Below are 18,128 nucleotides of genomic sequence, written 5' to 3'. Positions count from 1 at the left end.
CCTTTTTTTTATTGCACCAAAAGGGCAGGTTTAAATTGAAACAATAGGCAATAATTGTTAAAGTTAAATTAGAGAGAATAGGAGAACAGCTAACTAGGCAGGTACATTAAAGGAGATTATGAAATGAGTTTTATGGAAGCAGATTATGAATGGTTTAAATTCATCAATAGTAAAGTCCAACAATATCCATTATTAGATAACATAATGATTTTCTTTGCGGAATATGTTCAATATGCTTTTGTTTTATTAATTTTGATGTTATGGCTACTAAATAGAAGTAATTTCCGTGTGATAGCTTTTCAGGCTATGTTTTCATTTACTTTGGCATATTCAATAAACAGAATTATTGAGTTATTCACTTATAGAGAGTGACCGTTTATATCGCATGAAATTATTCAACTCGTTGAGCATTCTGCTAATTCCTCTTTTCCAAGTGACCATGCTACATCTGCAATAGCAATTGCTGTTACTCTTTGGCTATCATCCCATCATTTTAAATATACATGGTTTATTCTTGCGATAGTAGTAGCTTTCTCAAGAATATGGGTAGGGGTTCACTATCCTTTAGATGTAGTTGCGGGAATTTTAAATGGAGTGATAATAGCATTATTTACACATTTCCTTTTGTTCAAGGTAAAACCCATATCATTACTAATAGAAAGGCCATTTTTCAAGGACAAGGTAGGATGAAAGATTGTTAGTTGCAGATTATATATCATGCTAAACTAACAGGAACATTACTTCCATAAGGGAGTTGCTTTGGCAGCTCTTTTTCTTATTGTAGCTAAAGGTGCAGTTCGATCATTAAGCGCAGCGTAGTAGAATTGTGGATATTGACTATTTTTATAAAAAAAGATAAAATTTGGTTAACGATAATTGGGCGGTGTGTATTTGTTGAGTAATATAGGCATTCCAGGATTAATTCTATCTTCTCTTTTAGTCATATTAGTTTTGTTTCTACTAAGAAAGCTAGTGCAACCGAAGAAAGAACTTCAACAAAAAATAAATAAACTAGAAGAAGAGGTTCGAATATTAAAAAATGACAAATAATGCTTTAACGTTCTAACGGGTGCGTTAGCTGAGATCAGAGCTGTCTTTAAGGTAGCTCTTTCTTTATGCAAATTTAGGCTTTCTCTCGTTTAATTCGTTATAAAAAATGGATAAGAGGTGAGAAACTTTGTTTTTTAAGAATAACTTGACATTTATATTCTTAATGCTTTCAATATTCAGCTTTACTTTAGGAAACGTTTTATATTTACTTTGGGAATACTCTACAATTTACGGGTCGCTTCTAGGATTTATTTTCTTGCTTTTGGCCGCAGTTTTTGCATTCAAAAGATATAAAGAAAGTACAAACAAGTAGGTTTATAATGCACTGTACGAAGAAAGTCCAATAATAGAAGGTGCTTACAACGGGTGCTTTACTTCAATAAGGGGGTTGCTTTGGGAGCACTTTCTCTTACGGAATTAACGGGGCAGTTAGTTCATTAAGAATCCACACCTATTTTGGTAATTATTTTTATAATGAAGTGGCTGATTTCAGTAGGAAGATTGCTGTTCAAGGTGGAGGATAGATATGAAAACTAAAAAGACAGTAGTGATTATTGCTTTCGGTATAATATGTATAGCTATCTTCATAAATCTATTAAAGAAGGATTTATGGGATGTAAACGAAGAGTTATTAAAAGAAGAAGTGTTATCAATTGGACATTCCGTTGAAACAATAAATTTATTAGATGTAACACCATTTGACTGGGATGTCGTATATTCCTTTGGACCATATACCCCGAAAGATGATATATATGAAATGGTAGGTTATAAATGGGATACTATTAGTGAAACTGTAAATGAAGGAATGAATCAAGTTGTATTTTTGAACGATGGAAAAGTGGTCTGCTATTTATATGGTTATCCTGAGAATAATGGATATGGTATATCTTTTGAATCTGAGAATTATAAAGATGCTGGTTATATGATTAATAATAAAGATGATGTAAATTTTCAAGTAGAAAGAAGCGACAGTGTCGTATATTTGAGAAACTAAGGAAGGATAACTACCTGGTGCTTTTTCAATAATGAAGGCTGCTACGGCAACCTTTTTCTTACGGGACTAACTGGTCAGTTTAGTTTAATAAGACTTTTAGAATCAAACTATCAGTTGAAAAACCTTTTTAGAAAAAATCTCGTATATTTATTAGAATAGGAGGAACAGGTTATGTTAGGGGATATTATATATCAAGTTATTGTTTTCGGAGGTATAGCATTAATTTTAGGTGTTTTAGGTTATTTATTTTTTAAGAGAACCAAGAAAGCTGATTAAATTTCTAATTCATGTAACGGGTGCTTTACTTCATTACCAGGAGCTGATCAGCAGCTCCTTTTCTTATAGAACTAAAGGGGCAGCATTCCTGTAATAACTGAAAATGAGGTTTGAATGAAAAAAGACCTCTTGATATGATGAATGTGTCCTAAGCTGGCAAGGACAAGAACATCTATTTGGAGGCCTTACAATGAATTATAACCAAAATCATAAAATCTCTCAAATTACTTCTGAAACCTTAATTGTCGGAGTAGAACATTTCGCCAAGCACAAACATGTCGCTAGAGCACGATTTTAGAGGATTGGAACTGGGTAAAACGTGTTTCTTTGAAAAATCTAGGTGACAATATATTCCAGTGAATTTTAGATGAGATCAAAGGAAGAATCAACGAGGTTGTTAAAGCATAAGCGTCAAATATTCCCCGCCTACATAGCACAACTTAATGTTCCTAGAACAAAAGTATACATTTATGAATTAATGTTCAAATGTGTATAGCCTTATTCATCAGATTCGTACATTAGTTCACAAATTGAATAATATTGTATTTAGAGGTTAACCGATAACGTCTACGCTTCAAGTAAATATGAAAAGTCTGCATATGATAGATCCTTTTGTAAGAGAAATAAAGTGTATTGGTCTTTCGGGATTTCATATAAATCATATACAGCACCATTTTCGTTTAATTGCGCATACATCGATTTTCTTGTTTTATTTGCTTTTATAACATAAGGAAGTTTTTCGGCAGCTTTTATGGAACGGATATTTTCTTCTCGAATCCGCATAAAAACCGTCTCAATACCTAGCTCATTAAAGAGCTCTTTAAAAAAAGCATCTTTAGCAGGTCTATTATATCCTTTTCCGTGATACGGTTTTCCAATCCAAGTACCTAAGAATCCGCAATTATCTTCTATATCGAATAAAGTAATCATACCGATTGGAATTCCCCACTCATCAAGAATAGTTCGAGAAATTAATTCGCCACGCTCTTCGGCCTCAATCGTTTGTTTTGTCATAAATAAGAATTCCTCATATGAACGAACTTTTTGGCGTACAAATGGGAAGACATCTGGATGTGCCATTAGTTCGTACAATACGTGGCTTTCATGAAGATCTCGTTTCTTAAGCATAAAATCCCTCCAATCATAAGCAAACTCAGGTGTGTTTTAGGATTTTTTTTAATAATAAGAGATAGGCAATAAGTGAAAATGCATAGCGGTTTTCACTGAATTAGAATGCTAAAGGGGGCTTTTATAGATTTTAAGATACATTGATTTTTGATAATAAGGTAAAATAAAAATATGTAAGCGACCTTGTCATTCCTATTAGGATACACAAGGTCGCTTAAACTATTTCTTCTTGATTTACCATTACTTTGTAATCTAATCCTTTCATTTTTTTATTTTTTAATACCAGTTTTAGTATTTTTCTAAGAGAAGATCCGTATTTTAAAAAAGGGACAAAGGCTAAGAATTCTTTAGAAAAAACAGAGCTTTCTTGATACTCAATGTGCATTATATTTCTCTTTATTTCATTGGCATCACCTTCTTTTAATTTAGTAAGATTAGCATACAAGAAAAATTTCATGTTGTAAATATAAAAGTCGAAATTTTCTGAAAAATATCGAAAAAAGTAGTTTTATATACTTTTTTTTAGAGAATCGGATCTATTCAGCAATTCCAAATAGTTGAGTCTAGACGGAAAAGATGGGAACTCATACCTGTCCATATGGTTAACAGGATTTATATAGAACCACTTTTTATGCTTCATGGAAAATATGAATAAATTATAAATAAGGATTCTTGCATCAAGCCCCTTTCCAATATATAATATTTAGAATATTTAGAAAATTTGAAGTGAAGGAGTGAAATTATATATCTATTCAACAATTACAAGAAAGTTATATGTCTATTCTACAATTACGAGAAAATGAGATGAAATACCGTACTCTATTTGAACATGCAACTGTTGCAATTTACCTATTAGAATTGAACGAGGATCGATTTCCAATTCGATTTCTCGACGTAAACCAAGTTGCATGTAAAAGATTAGGTTATAGTAAGGAAAAAATTCTTTCCATATCTGTTATGGATTTTCTTCCTGAAAACATTAAAACTATAAACATTATAAAAGATTTCGAAAAGGGAAAACATTACTTCACTTTGCGAGACGAATATGTTTTTAAAATAGAAGAGAAAATAGATACTGAGTTAATCATCGATATCTTTAGATTAGGTGAAAAAGAAGTTGCAATGGTTATTACTCGAGATATCACTGAACGTTTAAAAACGGAAGAGTTACTGCGAAAATCAGGGAAGCTGGATGTGGTAGGAAAATTAGCTACAGCAATAGCTCATGAAAATCCACTTACAACTATTAAAGGATTTATACAACTAATACAATCAATGAAAAATAAAGAAAATCAGTGGTACATAGATGTAATATCATCAGAAATTGAACAAATAGAAGTAATCACAAATAGATTTATGATAGTAGCTAAACCACAAGCAGTAAAGGTTCAACTCAATAATTTGAGCATGTTAGCAGAACAAGTTATAACGCTACTGCAACCTCAAGCAATGATGAAAAATATACAGATCAGAACAGAGCTTAAATCAGAAATTCCCTACATACCTTGTGAAGGAAACCAAATAAAACAAGTGTTTATCAATATCTTAGAAAATGCAATTGAAGCGATGTCAACGGGAGGAGAAATTTTGGTTCAAATCGATACACTTGATAGTCATCAAGTAAGTATTTGTTTTATCGATCAAGGATGTGGGATTCCAAGAGAACGTATCCCATATCTTGGAGAACCTTTTTATAGTATCAAAGAAAAAGGGGTTGGCTTAGGGTTAATGATCTGCTATGAAATTGTGAAAGCACATCAAGGAAAGATAGTTATTGAAAGTGAAATGAATAAAGGAACAACAGTTAATGTTATTCTTCCCATCTATTATCTTTCTTATCAAAGGATTCTTTTAATTTCTTTCATGGGAAAGGCTTTTCGGTGATTACATACGTAGGTGTCGACTAGATATGACTACTTACAAATATTGATTGGTATATCTTATCCAATATTTTATGTAATCTTTATATCACTTTTGGATTGCATATTATCACGATTTTCTTAGTTTCTTTTGACATGGAGAGGATTGACCGTGACGACGGCAATATCCACACAGAATAACTAGATGTTGATCCGTAATTCTCTCAATTAGTAGATTTTGTTTGTTTTGCATTTTAAAATTCATAGTAGGGCTTCCTCCTTAAGACTTTGAGTTTAGTTAAGTATTTATGTTTAAGAAATTTACGCTTTAAGTTTTTGTATCTTCTATTAAGCAGCTTTTTGTAAACGGATTTTTTGCTTTTCTAGTGTATAGACATAGAAGAACCCCGAGTAATGGACCTTTTTCGAAGTGTCCATTATTCGGGGTATAGTTCATGAAAGGGTGTTTTATTTAGATACTGGTATGACTGCACCTTTATATTTTTTAGTAATGAAGTCTTGTATTTCTTTAGAGCGAAGTACTTCTACTAACGCTTTTACTGTCTCTTTATTTTCATCGCCCTTACGTACAGTGATAATGTTTGCATATGGATTATCTTCACCCGATTCAACAGCGATTGGGTCTTTAAGCGGATCTAGCCCTGCATCTAACGCATAGTTCGCATTAATAACAACCGCATCACCTTCGTTGTTATTATAAATTTGAGGTAATAGGCCACCTTCTATATCTGCATTAAAAGTTAAGTTTTTAGGATTTTCTACAATATCATTAATCGTAGCTTCTGTTTTATTGATGCCTTCTTTTAGCTTAATAACGCCTTCTTTTTCAAAAATAGATAGAATACGTCCTTGTTCAGCTACAGCATTACGCATAATAACTGTACCGTTTTTTGGAAGATCTTTTAAGCTATCATACTTTTTAGAGTAAATGCCGATTGGCTCAATATGAATAGCACCCGCATTTACAAAGTCATAGTCTGGATTCTCTTTTAACACTGATTTAAGATATGGAACGTGTTGGAAATAATTTGCATCAATCTCTTTATCAGCTAACGCTGTGTTCGGAATAATATAATCTTGGAATGTTTTAATTTCTAAATCAATTCCCTTTTCCTTTAATAATGGCTTTGCCTGTTCTAAAATTTCAGCATGTGGAATGTTTGATGCACCCACAAGGATTTTCTTTTCTTTGTCTGAAGAATCTGATCCGCTGTTAGTCGTACCGCAAGCTGCTAAACTTAATACTAATGCTGAGGAAACTGCTAAAGTTGATATCCACTTTTTCATAATTCATTTCTCCCTTATCGTTTATCTATTTTTGTTGTACATATATCACCTATAAATTGAATAAAAAACAATGACTAAACATCATTATTATTGAGCTGAAACCCTTCAAGATATAACAAATTACCTAAACCACCTGCACCAACCCCCGCAACCAACTAGAAGGATTGTTGTAACTGTAATACCTGAAATTAATGCTGGCAGCAGCTCTTAGTATGTTAGTCTGTAGGGGAAAGGAAAGTTTTTTCTCCTCAAAAAAACCTTTCTACACATGAGTAGAAAGGTTGGTTAAACAATCCTTTCTCTCATCTTCCAAAGCACATTGCTTTGCAGGAATTGGCACCATATCAGTTAAATAACTGACGGTTGCCGGGCTTCACAGGGCACAGTCCCTCCACCTCTCTTGATAAGAGTCAAACATTATATTCAATTAAACGAAATATTTTAAATTCAGTAAATATAGTATGAGAGTGATCTTATCATGACCGTATGGCAGTGTCAATCAAAAAATTGTTCAATTAATTTGAATTTGCGGATGATTGCGTTAAATGTTTTATTCCTGTAGCCTTTGCGATTGCTTGTTCCAGGCCCTGCAGAAGCCTTCACTATCAAGAAGCGTGATAAAAAACATCTATTGAATTAAATTCATGCATAACTATTATTAAGACGAAAGTTCTGATTTTTTTCGTATCAAACCACACAGATCATTACATGGGAAATATGTCCGCCGTTATTTCGATTTTGACCGAAAAAAGCGATTTGGAAAAATCCCAAATCGCTTTTTTAAATATTATTACTTTTTAGGTTTCTTATTTAAAATAAAGCGCAGTTCATTGATATCATCATCAGATAGGGCATCTTCGTGAATGAATTGGACCAGCATGGATTTCATGGCCCCTCCATAGATACGTTTGATAAATGATTCGGTCTCGGCACGCTGGCACTCCTCCTGTGTATAGAGCGGGTAAAAGGTGTAAACTCTTTGATCTTTATTGACACCTACTACATCTTTTTGAACCAATCGATCGAGAAGGGTACGTATGGTTTTCGGCTTCCAATCGGTACTCTCCTGTAAGGAAACTATGATGTCATTTGCTGTTTGAGGGGCTTTATCCCAAAGCACGTTCATGATTTCCCATTCTGACTCTGATATGCTAGGAATGTTTTTCTCCATTTTTCTCCCCTCCATTTTCTTTATAGATTCCTAAATCTTTTAAAATTGATAAAGTAATTTCTCCCGCCTTGCTTCCAGATGAATCATCTTCATTTTGTATATTGGTAGCAAAGAAATAAGTATTGTTCTTCGTCTCTACGTAACCGATAAACCAACCATTGATGTTTTTTCCATTCACTGTTCCTGTACCTGTTTTTCCTGATAGGCGAGCTTCCTCATTCTTTTCTATGAGCAGTGCTTCCTTAACGGCTTGGATATGCCTTTCCTTATATCCAAATTGATTGTTATAAAAGGCTTGCAGCAGCTGGACTTGCTCGACTGGAGAAATTTTTAATGAGGATTCGTTCCAGAATTCACCCAATTCCCCAGATACATCGGAATTCCCATAGTTTATCGCTTGTAGATTGGATTGAATTGTTTCAAATCCTGTCCTGCGATCTAATTCCTGGAAATACCAGTTTACAGATTTTTGTAAAGCAGATGAGACATCCTGATCCATATTCCAAGCTTCATAGGGCTGCTCAGTCCCATCCCATGAAAGTTTGGATTCTTCGGGTGATATCACATTTGATTCTAGAGCAAATAAGGCACTATAGATTTTGTATGTGGAATCAGGTGATATCCGCAAAGTGCTTTTTTCTTCATTATAAATGCGATATTGCTGTGCGTTTTGATCATATAAAACAAAGCTTCCTTCATACCCTTTAAAGAATTGATGTAAATCCTCATAAACTGCTCCGTCATTTTTAAAATAGTATCGGTCGTTTTCCGTCGCAAATGCGAAAACGATAGGTAATTGGATTGTCAAAATGATAGTGGCCAACACATAAATAAAGACGCTTTTCCTTATTGATTTTTTTGCGGAATGCTTATAGGCAGAAATTTGTTCAATTCGTTTTTTGATTTGAAGCTTCGAACCGTTTAGTTGTGTCACTAACTGTAGATTACTTGACCGTTTTGAAAGATCCAAAAAATTAATGATAGTATTTCCATATTCACTAAAAGAGTTATCATCCAGTAACTGTAAAACAGATGTATCACATGCGATTTCCCGATCCAATCTCATTTCTCTAAAAGCAAGCCAAACAAGGGGATTAAACCAATAAATGATTTGATAGAATAATATCAAGTAATTTGTCAGCAAATCCTTGTTTTTATAGTGATTCAGTTCATGAAGAAAGATATACTCGTAATTTTTCAAGCTAAGCCAGTTTTCATGCTGAGCAGGTATGACGATATATGTTTGAAAAAGTCCGAATATCATTGGAGATTGGACTCTTTTCGAAATAACGATCTCCATTGATTTTTTTATCCGTAGTCTTTTCTTGCATTCTTCGAAAAGCACGAGAACTTCTTGATTGGAAAACGGAGAAGAATAATTCTTTATCCTTCTAATTGTGAGCCATCCACGAACCATAGTAAAGGTAAATAAAAGCATCCCTGATATCCATAAACCCATCACCCCCATATTAAGTAAGGACAGGTTCGGCCGATTGACCGATACAGAAAAGTCTTGTATGAGGTGTAGGCCCTGCATCATATCAGTTCCAGTTTTTTCCGTATTAGAGCTGGCTGCATGAATCTGATTTATATCCCCACTGCTAAAGACAGAATTAAAATTATATAAATCAGTAGGTATGAATGGAAGTGCTAAAGCCATAAAAAGAAACATCCACAAATGATAGTGCCATTTTGCTGTTAATTGTCTTCCAAACCATTTTCGTATAAGTAGGATAACAGTAACGGAAAATGAAGACACCAATAAACCTAATATAAAATGAGTTAAAAACATGTCCTTCAATACCTACTCTCTTGATTTTTAAATTTTAAAAAACAGGTATATAGCATATTTCTAGTAGCTTGATGGTTAAAAAATTAAGAATTGACTTTTCTTGATTACATATGTAATACTATACTACAGATGTAATCAGACTACAAACGTAATCTGTTAAAACTCCTTGCATGAGGTTGTTTTTTCAATTCGTACATAAGAGTCTAATCAAATAATTAGGAGGTTTATATCATGAACAAAAGATGGTTTTATCAAATACTGGCACCAATAGGATTGGTGCTTATGGTTGCAGGCTGCTCAGATGAGAAAAAACAGGTTGTACAACAAGCAGAAACAGAACATACCGGGGGAACTAACCAAACGTCAGAAAATATTACGGCAAAAGAAACCGTAATGGAGAAATTTAAACAACTTGAGAAGGAATATGATGCAAGGCTTGGGGTCTATGCCATTGATACAGGAACGAAAGAAACCGTGGAATTTCGTGAGAACGAACGATTTGCGTATGCATCTACATTCAAAGCCCTAGCCGCAGCTGTATTGTTAAAGCAAAATCCGATATCAGTGCTTGAGAAAATAAGGACATTCACCAATGAAGATATTATTACCTATTCTCCGATTACAGAAGACTTTGTGAACAAAGGAATGAGTCTTGGAAAGATAGCTGAAGCAGCGATGCAGTATAGTGATAATACAGCAGGAAATCTTCTGTTCGAAGAATTAGGCGGACCAGATGGATTTGAAAAGGCGTTACGGGAAAGTGGCGATACTATCACAATGGCTGACCGTATTGAACCAGATTTGAACGAAGCTATTCCTGGGGAATCACGGGATACAAGTACCCCTAAAGCACTTGCAACTACCCTTGAGGTGTTTGGAATCAGTGAGTACCTTCCTGCCGATAAGCAAGAAATTTTCACAAATTGGCTAAAAGGGAATACTACAGGTGATTCCCTCATTCGAGCTGGTGTACCAGAAAGTTGGGTGGTTGGAGATAAGAGCGGAGCCGGTGGCTATGGAACTCGAAATGATATAGCGATTGTGTGGCCGCCAAATCGAGAACCGATTATTATAGCGATCATGTCAAGTCGCAATGATGAGAATGCAAGCTTTAATGATAAACTCATCGCAAAGGCTGCAAAAGTGATTGCTCAGGCGTACTCTAACAACAAATAGATTAAAATAGTAGAGAAGGAGTACGACTCTTTGGGTGACGAACGTTTTTTACTTCAAGAAAGTTTGTGAAATAATATCCTTCAATTAAAGGGTGCAAGAGTTAAAGAGCCGGCTGCTATCCCAGCCGGGTTTTTTTGTTGAAAAACAGTTTAAATTTCTATATGTTAACTTGTTATGGTTGCATGATAAACGATTTGAATATTACGGGGAAGAAGCATTTGAAAAAAACAAGAGAAAAATCGGAAAGTTCTCCAGCGCCTGCACGATATTCTCCGTTCGCGCCATTTCTATTGCTTCTTCGCGGTTTTTGACGTCAAGCTTCGAGCAGTAATTGCGGATCGTTCCCTCCGATAAAAATAGCTTGGCGGCAATCAACTTGTAGCGCAGCCCGTTTGACAGATGCTCCAGAATCTCCATCTCGCGTTTCGTAAGCCCCATGTACTTGCTCTGTCTGCAACAGAATATTACATATGACGAAAGTTCCTTGCCCAGACCCGGAATGAATGGACAGCGTGCCGTGATATGGTTCAAGCCGTTCCTTCATCCCATTGAGCCCAATCCGAATTGGATTTCTTCCATTCCGATGCCGTTATCTTCGATCTGTAACCGGAGCTGATGACTATCGAAATGCAGTTGAACGGATATCAAGATCGCCTTGCCGTGCCGAACCGCGTTGGTTAGACACTCGAAGGCAGCGATACTGACAAAAGTTTATTTTTTGCATAACGAGAGTCTCACCTGATTACGTCTTCAACTATGTATAAAAAATCGCTGAACTTAATGAGTTAGCTTCCAAAATATTTCACGCTTAAGAGGAAAATAAATACATGATACACTTTGGAATATAAGCCTTTTTGTTTTTTATCTTATCTAAATTAACGGGTTCCCTTTTGAGGTGCAAACTATGAAAATCACATCACATTTTTTGTCATTAATATCAATGCAATTCTCAATGGATTTCTTTAATTAAATATCAATAATAAACGCAGAGAAGGGATAGCTTAATAGCTATCCCTTCATCTTAATTTCACTATCTAATCCCGTTGGTTGAAGAAAGTTGTTGTCTGTTTTTATTGAGTGTCTTCGTCGCCCTTGTACTCCAAAATATCACCTGGCTGACAATCCAAAGTCTTACATATGGCTTCTAATGTTGAAAAACGAACCGCTTTTGCTTTTCCATTTTTCAGAATGGAAAGATTCGCCATAGTAATTCCAACCCTCTCCGAAAGTACTGTTACGCTCATTTTCCTTTTTGCCAACATCACATCAATATTGATGATAATCGCCATGATATTCACCTCAGATCGTTAAATCATTGTCTGATTTTATATTAATAGCTTCTTGTAAAAGTCTTTGGAGAACAGCAGCAAAAACGGCGATCACCATTGAGGCGAAAATAATGACCAATCCGATTGGTATGAAACTTGGAGGGTCAACTCTTTTCGCCATGAGATAGTAGAGTGGCATACCTAATAGGTACAAGGTGCTGATCATGATGGCACAGTGTTTTATATTCTTTAAAGACTTTACCGATAATTCCGAGAACGCTTGGTTCTTATCAATATAGCTTAAAAGTTTAAAAGCTTGAAAAAGAGCGAAATAAAAAGGGATCGCTGCCACGTACATATCGATTAAAACGAGAGATTTCATATAAGCAATATCTGGATACAATTCCCCAGCAAAATTCCCGATCTTAGGCACCAAAAATATGCACAATGCAAGAACTGCAATTCCAACCAGGAAAATAATTACCTTTAAGAAAGTGGTTGAACCTCGTTTAACATTCATTTAAAATACCTCACTTATTTAATGACAACATGATTTTATCATATTATTTATCGTTTTACAATAAAATCATATTGTTTCTTATTGTATTATTATTGTTACATGAAGTCCTTCAATATACTTGTTTCTTCGATCATATCCATGAAGGGCATTCAAATATTCTGAGTAAGACTCCGTATCATTCTTTGTTGGTGGTTGAGGAGAGAAAGAGAAGCAAGTCTTGCATTCTTTTGAGCGAAATCATCAAGATCTATATAAGCTGGAGCAAGAGAATAAACAGAATTTGTGGAAGAGTCATCTCTTGCTCTAATATAGACGGCCAGCATTAATATAATAAATGAAGTGGTAATTGAGTAGGTTTGTGAAACATTGTACTTAAACTAACGGGTGCGTGTGCGGCCGAGCCTAGGTCGTATCATATAGCGGGTGGGATTCCGTCGAGTAAGAACTAGCCATTCGCTCGTAGCGAGTTAATAAAGTTCACCTAACAATATTGTAAGATGTGCTAACAATATTGTTAGGTGAACTTCATATGTTTTAAGCCGTACCATTTAGAATAAAGTCTAATCGTTTATAAAAATGATAAACCAAATCAATACTTGATTTTGGTTTTCCTTAATGAACTATCGGGACAGATTAGTTGACGAAGACCCGTTTGCTTTATGGTATAGTTTATTAAAATTCAGTTTGTAGTTTATGGGGGAAATTTAGTGTCAAATAAGTGGAAATATGTAATGGGATTGTTTTTTAAAAAAAGAGAAAGTACTAAACGTACTAAACCATTTATACTGATTGGATATTTAATGAGGATATTAATGGGCTTAACTTTAATATTAGTTATAATTAATGATTTTAATTTTAATTACATTAAATATATAATTCTTTTATTAGGAATTGATTCAATAATAGATGGATTTGAAAGGTTTTTTAAAAAAGGAAAATAAGAGGCAGATGTTATTAGATTTTGGTATTGCTTTTATATGGTTCGTAGTATTTTTTATAAGTGGTTCGTAATGTTTTTTTATGGAACTAACGAGTGTTTTACTTCAATAAGGAAGGTTGCAGAGGCAGCCTTTTTTTATGGCACTAACGGGGCAGATTAGTTGAATAAGAAGGGAAAAACAAACTTTTCATTGAATTAATTAGGATAATTTAATAAAAGGAGAGACTCATCTTTTCATGAAATTATCAATGTCACAACTATTTGCTTTAGAGCATTTTACAAAGTATGCAAGGAACCATAAACATCAAGCTAAAGCAACCATTAATCACATATTAAAAATGTCAAATATCTCGGATAAGATATTTGAAAATGCTGTTGTTAATTTAAAGACTCACGCAAAGATTGGCCTACATTTTCATCCAGATAGACCAGATTCGACTATGAAAAGCGTTGCTGAAGCACTGCTTGAGCAGGGAATATATAAGAGCCAGTTTGAAACATTTATATCTAATGGCAGCGTATCCGCATACTCTGGTGGTGAACGCGACATTTGGGAGAAGAGAATTTTTGGAGGAGCATATCAACTGGAGGGCACAACCAATAACCAACGGCCTAAATATGGGGCACTTAATTTGATGTTACATCCAGATGGGCCTGCACCACGTTTTGGATCATGCTATTTTATTCTTTCCCCTGAGGTCTCATATCGTTCCACCTACACGTATTTGGATTCACATCAAGACCCAAAAGAAAAGGGTACTTATGAAGAGTTTGACATCATTTTGGCTGCACTCTTGGAAGAGGCGTTCTTAAGAGATTTTGCAATCGGTGAAAGAAATCTGACGCCAGCAAGATTAATCAATCATTTACTGGTTAACCTAGAAAACCCGTTTATGGACCAAGCAAACAAAGAGCCAAACCGCAATCTAAACCACTATCTTGAAGCCCAAGTTCATGGGGATATTTCACTTAAAGAAGACGTGGAAGTGCTTGTTGCAGATCCTTCATTCAAGGACACTTATGTAGGGAGAACAATGGAACAAATATGCCTTAAGTATTCTATTGATCTATATTGGCACATGGGTTTTGTACTTATGGTAGACGAGGTTCCTGCGGATTTTAGGGGTCCATCAATGACTTCCTTGGCAAAACGCATTGCACAAAATAATTTTATCGATGCGAACATAATTGGATCTGCTGTAATGGACTTGAAACGCAATCCAGTATCTTGGAGTGATCGCGGAACTTATAAGGAGATACTTCAGGAATTAAAACTATTGTGGCACGTTTTAGTGAGATATGGAAAGACAATCTAAAATTGAACTAAAGGGTTTATGAGTTGAACAAGGAGTTGTTGAGGCAACTCCTTATTTTACCTATAGTAGAAAAATGAGATTGTGAAGATTTGTACTTAAGCTAACGGGTGCGTTAGCTGAAGATCGGGGCTGTCATTAAGGCAACTTTTTCTTTATGCAACTATAGGAGGAGTTTAGTTTGAATAAGATACAAATAACATTATGGTAAAATATAGATAAAAAGGTTTTGAAAAGGGGATATTTAATTGGAATTCTTAGTGTTCATTATGTTCTTTATCATTATTATTATTATTATTACACTCTTTATAAATAAATTTCTAACGAAATGGCTTGGTGTAGAAAAGAAAGAAAAGATATCAGAAACTTCTGGTAAGAATATTGACCGATGGGGAAGAGGTCTAATCCTATTAACTTTTTTATGTACTCTTCCCTATGCAATAGAAGAGGACAAAAATGTTATGTGGTATATGTGCTTTTTTATTGTATCATTTGGTTTTCAGTCGTTTATGGAGTGGAAGTACCTGAAAACCTCAAAACAATATGTCATTACACTTACTTACCTATTGATAGCTTTAGTTATCATGTATAATGTTGATTATTTTATTTACCGAATCTAGCTATTGTGAAAAAGGGGTTGCTGCGGCAATCCCTTTTCTTATAGATCTAAAGGGGCAGGTTAGTTCATTAAAGATGGATAATTTTTCAATTTACATATAATGTAGAAGGAAGAAATGGAGGGATGAAATTTGAGATTTTTCAAGATGTTTTCTTTTTGCATTTTAATGATAGTATTCTTAAATGCTTGTAGTTTAGATACTACAAAAACGAAAAGTGAAATTTTAGAAATACCTAATAAAGATGAATATACAACCTTATTAGTGCAAAGTGTTGATGAGAACGGGGTATCTTCCGAGTCAACTTCAAAGGTCATTACAGATATTAATGAAATACAGGCTTTTATAGAAAAAGTAAACAAAATGGAAGTTGTGCAACCTCCTAATAAGGAGTTATTGGAGAAGAGTAAAGAATTAAATAAAAAAGGGAATTACTTTTTTATATTATCCGATAAAGAAACCATGGATAACAAAGTGTACACGATGAATTTTTTTAATGATGGAAGGATTATGTTTCAAGAACCGAACGGAAAGAAGCAAGAAGCAAATGGAGCAGGACAGAAAATGATGTATTTATCAAAAGAAAAACATTCTGATGTTCTTCTTGAAATGAAAGAATTATTAAACATCAAGTTTTAATTAATCCTTAATGAACTAAAGGGGCAGGTTAGTTCAACAAAAAAGGGAAGTTTCCTTGAATGGAACCGTTATTCTATTTACTTAGATTTTAATGATGAACCTTATTAATTCCTTTTTGGAATAAAGAACAATAAAATTTTAAATGGTAAAATGAATTTATTGAAAATTGCAATAAGTACAGGGAAGGGGAATCACGTTTGGATACAAAAATGGCTCGAAATCGTGCTGAATTATCTGGAAAGTTAACAAATGTATTAGACTCCAGAACGTTAACAAACTCACACAAAAGGCTTGCAGAAATTATTACGGAAGGCATGGCAATTCTTGATATTGGATGTGGTACAGGGGCAATTACTAGAGGCATAGCAGAAGCTGTGGGTCCAAATGGACGTGTAGTAGGAATTGACAGTAATCCAACCTTAATTCAAAAAGCACGTCAATCATATGGCGAAATACCAGGATTATCATTTGAAACAGGTGACATTTATAATCTTCCTTATGAACAACAGTTTGACATTGTTACCTGTTCACGGGTATTAATATGGTTATCCGACCCATTAAAAGGATTGAAAATGATGACATCTGCTGCAAAAATTGGAGGTCGCATTTTAATTGCGGATTATAACCATGAAAAGATATCGTGGAATCCCCTGCCACCTTCAAGTATGCTCAACTTTTACGCTGCCTATTTGAAATGGCGTACGGAAGCAGGTATGGATAATACAATTGCCGATAACCTTCCTGGGCTTTTTCGAAAAGTTGGTATAGAAGATATTACTATAACCCCCCTTCATGAGGTAACAAATAGAAGGGACCCTGATTTTCAAACTCGCATTGGGATATGGGCTGATACTGCATCAAGCAGAGGAGTTCAAATGGCGAGAGACGGTTTTATTTGTGAACAGGATTATGTGAGTGCTGAAAACGATTATCGTGAATGGATGATGCGTGAGGCTGAATCTTTAACGATGTATATGTTAGCAGTTGAAGGTGTAAGGGTCTGTTAAAGCCCCACTCAAAATTTAGCCACTAATAATGCTTATACTATGTTGTTAATGAACTAACGGGTGCGTTAGTTTAGTAAGACAAATTAAAAATCGATTTCTTAATGTACAAGAAATCGATTTTTTGATTTTAAATTATTGGTGGTACCCCTAAACGTTGTATATCCGCATTTTCCTAACACTACCCCTTTTATACTAATGAAGGGTTTTTTTTACAAAAGTGTTAATTACTTTGATATAATTTCTCCGTATCTTACCTGAATTGGGAGGTTTCAATTATGGGACTTTTAATTGTTTATGCAACAGGGTTATTAATAGGTGTTGCTCTTGTTGCTCTTAGTTATTTTGCTAAAGAGTCGGATTATATAAAAAGAAATATTTTCGTGGTTGTGATTGGTGTATTAACCATCATTGGAGGTTTAGTTATTGGCGGATTTGAAGGGATGCCAATTAGTACAATAGGTATTGGTATTTTAACCGTTTCAATTTTACTATTAATTGCCGGAAATAGATCAATGGTAAGAAATGTGGTTTTCGCATTAGTAGTATTGGTGCCATTAGCTGTCTTTATATATGCTGGTGTAGATAAATTTTATGGGAATAATTTTATTGTGGTTGCTAAAAATGAAAATATGGATACTTATTTAAAACAGTATTATGAAGAGTTACAAGTGAAGACAGACACGCAAGGATTTAAAAGGTTTGAACCAAATAATGGTGAAAAGTTGATAGTTCTTTCTTTAGGTAAAGAAAAGCAAGGCAATAATATAGAGGTTGCAGGGGTAGAAAAACAAGGTGATAGAACATTGATTAATGTAAAAACCTTTGATAATCAATCAACAGAAAAGAATCCAACTATTATTATCTTTTTAGACAAACTTGGTAAAAACGTTGTTGTTAAGGATGCAGATGGAACTGTTTATGAGGAAGTTAAATAAAAGGGACCTAATAGGTCCTCAGGCTGTTAGGGTTTCTCGACAGCCTGAATCCCCCCATTATTAAACTGGGGGGATTTTTACGTCAGAAAATCATCTTAAATTGGTCCCGCGGGGTTTCCGTTAAGGGCCGTTAAT

At 34.5% G+C, this 18,128-nt stretch carries 16 protein-coding genes, 5 pseudogenes and 1 riboswitch; of the genes and pseudogenes, 12 read left to right on the top strand and 9 right to left on the bottom strand.

Annotated features, from left to right (window positions below; translation table 11 throughout):
* The first annotated feature begins 123 nt into the window (after window positions 1-123).
* The 4 genes and pseudogenes from SB775_RS19945 to SB775_RS19930 all read left to right on the top strand — a co-directional run.
* Window positions 124-690: pseudogene (locus tag SB775_RS19945) on the top strand (phosphatase PAP2 family protein).
* 886 nt (window positions 691-1,576) lie between these two features.
* Entirely contained in the window at window positions 1,577-2,044 is a 468-nt protein-coding gene (locus tag SB775_RS19940; RefSeq protein ID WP_410862931.1) for a hypothetical protein, read from the top strand.
* A gap of 171 nt (window positions 2,045-2,215) precedes the next feature.
* Window positions 2,216-2,320, top strand: coding sequence for an LPXTG cell wall anchor domain-containing protein (locus tag SB775_RS19935; RefSeq protein WP_410862929.1), 105 nt, complete (start codon window positions 2,216-2,218; stop codon window positions 2,318-2,320).
* A 190-nt stretch (window positions 2,321-2,510) separates the two neighbouring features.
* Window positions 2,511-2,652 (top strand): annotated as a pseudogene (locus tag SB775_RS19930) (IS110 family transposase); the annotation flags it as partial.
* 235 nt (window positions 2,653-2,887) lie between these two features.
* On the opposite strand, the gene SB775_RS19925 reads toward SB775_RS19930, so the two are convergent.
* Together SB775_RS19925 and SB775_RS19920 are read right to left on the bottom strand one after the other, a co-directional pair.
* A complete protein-coding gene (locus SB775_RS19925) occupies window positions 2,888-3,448 on the bottom strand; it encodes a GNAT family N-acetyltransferase (protein WP_410862927.1) in 561 nt (186 codons plus the stop codon).
* 214 nt (window positions 3,449-3,662) lie between these two features.
* Window positions 3,663-3,893: a hypothetical protein gene (locus SB775_RS19920; protein ID WP_289337017.1), complete on the bottom strand. Its 231-nt coding sequence runs from the start codon at window positions 3,891-3,893 to the stop codon at window positions 3,663-3,665.
* Between the two features lie 341 nt (window positions 3,894-4,234).
* Between SB775_RS19920 and SB775_RS19915 the strand changes: the two are divergent.
* A pseudogene (locus tag SB775_RS19915) lies at window positions 4,235-5,332 on the top strand (ATP-binding protein); the annotation flags it as partial.
* A gap of 443 nt (window positions 5,333-5,775) precedes the next feature.
* On the opposite strand, the gene SB775_RS19910 reads toward SB775_RS19915, so the two are convergent.
* The 4 genes and pseudogenes from SB775_RS19910 to SB775_RS19895 all read right to left on the bottom strand — a co-directional run bounded on the left by SB775_RS19910 (window position 5,776) and on the right by SB775_RS19895 (window position 9,578).
* On the bottom strand, window positions 5,776-6,615 hold the full coding sequence (locus tag SB775_RS19910; protein ID WP_410862926.1) for a MetQ/NlpA family ABC transporter substrate-binding protein: 840 nt from the start codon (window positions 6,613-6,615) through the stop codon (window positions 5,776-5,778).
* A gap of 77 nt (window positions 6,616-6,692) precedes the next feature.
* Window positions 6,693-6,822: pseudogene (locus tag SB775_RS19905) on the bottom strand (ABC transporter permease); the annotation flags it as partial.
* Window positions 6,823-6,914: 92 nt separating this feature from the next.
* Window positions 6,915-7,025, bottom strand: a riboswitch (SAM riboswitch).
* A 380-nt stretch (window positions 7,026-7,405) separates the two neighbouring features.
* Window positions 7,406-7,786 carry a penicillinase repressor BlaI gene (gene blaI, locus SB775_RS19900; protein WP_061465085.1) on the bottom strand — a complete coding sequence of 127 codons (381 nt, stop codon included), beginning with the start codon at window positions 7,784-7,786 and terminating at the stop codon, window positions 7,406-7,408.
* Entirely contained in the window at window positions 7,767-9,578 is a 1,812-nt protein-coding gene (locus SB775_RS19895) for a BlaR1 family beta-lactam sensor/signal transducer (RefSeq protein ID WP_410862960.1), read from the bottom strand. Before SB775_RS19895 ends, blaI begins: the two co-directional genes overlap by 20 nt.
* 282 nt (window positions 9,579-9,860) lie before the next feature.
* On the opposite strand from SB775_RS19895, the gene bla reads away from it, so the two are divergent.
* The gene (gene bla / locus SB775_RS19890) at window positions 9,861-10,754 is read left to right on the top strand and encodes a class A beta-lactamase (protein WP_486360702.1); all 894 of its coding nucleotides are present in this window, start codon (window positions 9,861-9,863) and stop codon (window positions 10,752-10,754) included.
* Between the two features lie 201 nt (window positions 10,755-10,955).
* Here the strand turns inward: bla and SB775_RS19885 are convergent.
* The 3 genes and pseudogenes from SB775_RS19885 to SB775_RS19875 form a co-directional block, all read right to left on the bottom strand.
* A pseudogene (locus tag SB775_RS19885) lies at window positions 10,956-11,490 on the bottom strand (LuxR C-terminal-related transcriptional regulator); the annotation flags it as partial.
* A 334-nt stretch (window positions 11,491-11,824) separates the two neighbouring features.
* Complete coding sequence (locus SB775_RS19880) at window positions 11,825-12,043, bottom strand: helix-turn-helix domain-containing protein (RefSeq protein ID WP_061465081.1); 219 nt, start codon at window positions 12,041-12,043, stop codon at window positions 11,825-11,827.
* Between the two features lie 10 nt (window positions 12,044-12,053).
* Window positions 12,054-12,542: a DUF2975 domain-containing protein gene (locus SB775_RS19875; RefSeq protein WP_410862922.1), complete on the bottom strand. Its 489-nt coding sequence runs from the start codon at window positions 12,540-12,542 to the stop codon at window positions 12,054-12,056.
* 707 nt (window positions 12,543-13,249) lie between these two features.
* Here SB775_RS19875 and SB775_RS19870 point away from each other — a divergent pair.
* From SB775_RS19870 to SB775_RS19845, 6 genes are all read left to right on the top strand, one after another.
* Complete coding sequence (locus SB775_RS19870; protein ID WP_410862920.1) at window positions 13,250-13,483, top strand: hypothetical protein; 234 nt, start codon at window positions 13,250-13,252, stop codon at window positions 13,481-13,483.
* Between the two features lie 235 nt (window positions 13,484-13,718).
* The gene (locus SB775_RS19865; protein ID WP_089364834.1) at window positions 13,719-14,798 is read left to right on the top strand and encodes a DUF3626 domain-containing protein; all 1,080 of its coding nucleotides are present in this window, start codon (window positions 13,719-13,721) and stop codon (window positions 14,796-14,798) included.
* Window positions 14,799-15,064: 266 nt separating this feature from the next.
* Window positions 15,065-15,415 carry a DUF4181 domain-containing protein gene (locus SB775_RS19860; protein WP_410862959.1) on the top strand — a complete coding sequence of 117 codons (351 nt, stop codon included), beginning with the start codon at window positions 15,065-15,067 and terminating at the stop codon, window positions 15,413-15,415.
* Window positions 15,416-15,544: 129 nt separating this feature from the next.
* The gene (locus SB775_RS19855) at window positions 15,545-16,051 is read left to right on the top strand and encodes a hypothetical protein (protein WP_317778196.1); all 507 of its coding nucleotides are present in this window, start codon (window positions 15,545-15,547) and stop codon (window positions 16,049-16,051) included.
* Between the two features lie 197 nt (window positions 16,052-16,248).
* The gene (locus tag SB775_RS19850) at window positions 16,249-17,058 is read left to right on the top strand and encodes a class I SAM-dependent methyltransferase (RefSeq protein ID WP_230163057.1); all 810 of its coding nucleotides are present in this window, start codon (window positions 16,249-16,251) and stop codon (window positions 17,056-17,058) included.
* A 275-nt stretch (window positions 17,059-17,333) separates the two neighbouring features.
* On the top strand, window positions 17,334-17,993 hold the full coding sequence (locus SB775_RS19845; RefSeq protein WP_410862917.1) for a hypothetical protein: 660 nt from the start codon (window positions 17,334-17,336) through the stop codon (window positions 17,991-17,993).
* The last annotated feature ends 135 nt before the right edge of the window (window positions 17,994-18,128 follow it).

The sequence above is a fragment of the Peribacillus sp. SIMBA_075 genome, assembly GCF_046534585.1.
The sequence above is the reverse complement of the archived record's forward strand: the minus strand, read 5'-3'. Positions and strand labels throughout refer to the sequence as shown.

Coding starts and splice junctions, on each gene's coding strand:
- SB775_RS19940 (WP_410862931.1), top strand. CDS start 1,577: ATGAAAACTAAAAAGACAGTAGTGATTATTGCTTTCGGTATAATATGT.
- SB775_RS19935 (WP_410862929.1), top strand. CDS start 2,216: ATGTTAGGGGATATTATATATCAAGTTATTGTTTTCGGAGGTATAGCA.
- SB775_RS19925 (WP_410862927.1), bottom strand. CDS start 3,448: ATGCTTAAGAAACGAGATCTTCATGAAAGCCACGTATTGTACGAACTA.
- SB775_RS19910 (WP_410862926.1), bottom strand. CDS start 6,615: ATGAAAAAGTGGATATCAACTTTAGCAGTTTCCTCAGCATTAGTATTA.
- blaI (WP_061465085.1), bottom strand. CDS start 7,786: ATGGAGAAAAACATTCCTAGCATATCAGAGTCAGAATGGGAAATCATG.
- SB775_RS19895 (WP_410862960.1), bottom strand. CDS start 9,578: ATGTTTTTAACTCATTTTATATTAGGTTTATTGGTGTCTTCATTTTCC.
- bla (WP_486360702.1), top strand. CDS start 9,861: ATGGTTGCAGGCTGCTCAGATGAGAAAAAACAGGTTGTACAACAAGCA.
- SB775_RS19880 (WP_061465081.1), bottom strand. CDS start 12,043: ATGGCGATTATCATCAATATTGATGTGATGTTGGCAAAAAGGAAAATG.
- SB775_RS19875 (WP_410862922.1), bottom strand. CDS start 12,542: ATGAATGTTAAACGAGGTTCAACCACTTTCTTAAAGGTAATTATTTTC.
- SB775_RS19865 (WP_089364834.1), top strand. CDS start 13,719: ATGAAATTATCAATGTCACAACTATTTGCTTTAGAGCATTTTACAAAG.
- SB775_RS19860 (WP_410862959.1), top strand. CDS start 15,065: ATGTTCTTTATCATTATTATTATTATTATTACACTCTTTATAAATAAA.
- SB775_RS19845 (WP_410862917.1), top strand. CDS start 17,334: ATGGGACTTTTAATTGTTTATGCAACAGGGTTATTAATAGGTGTTGCT.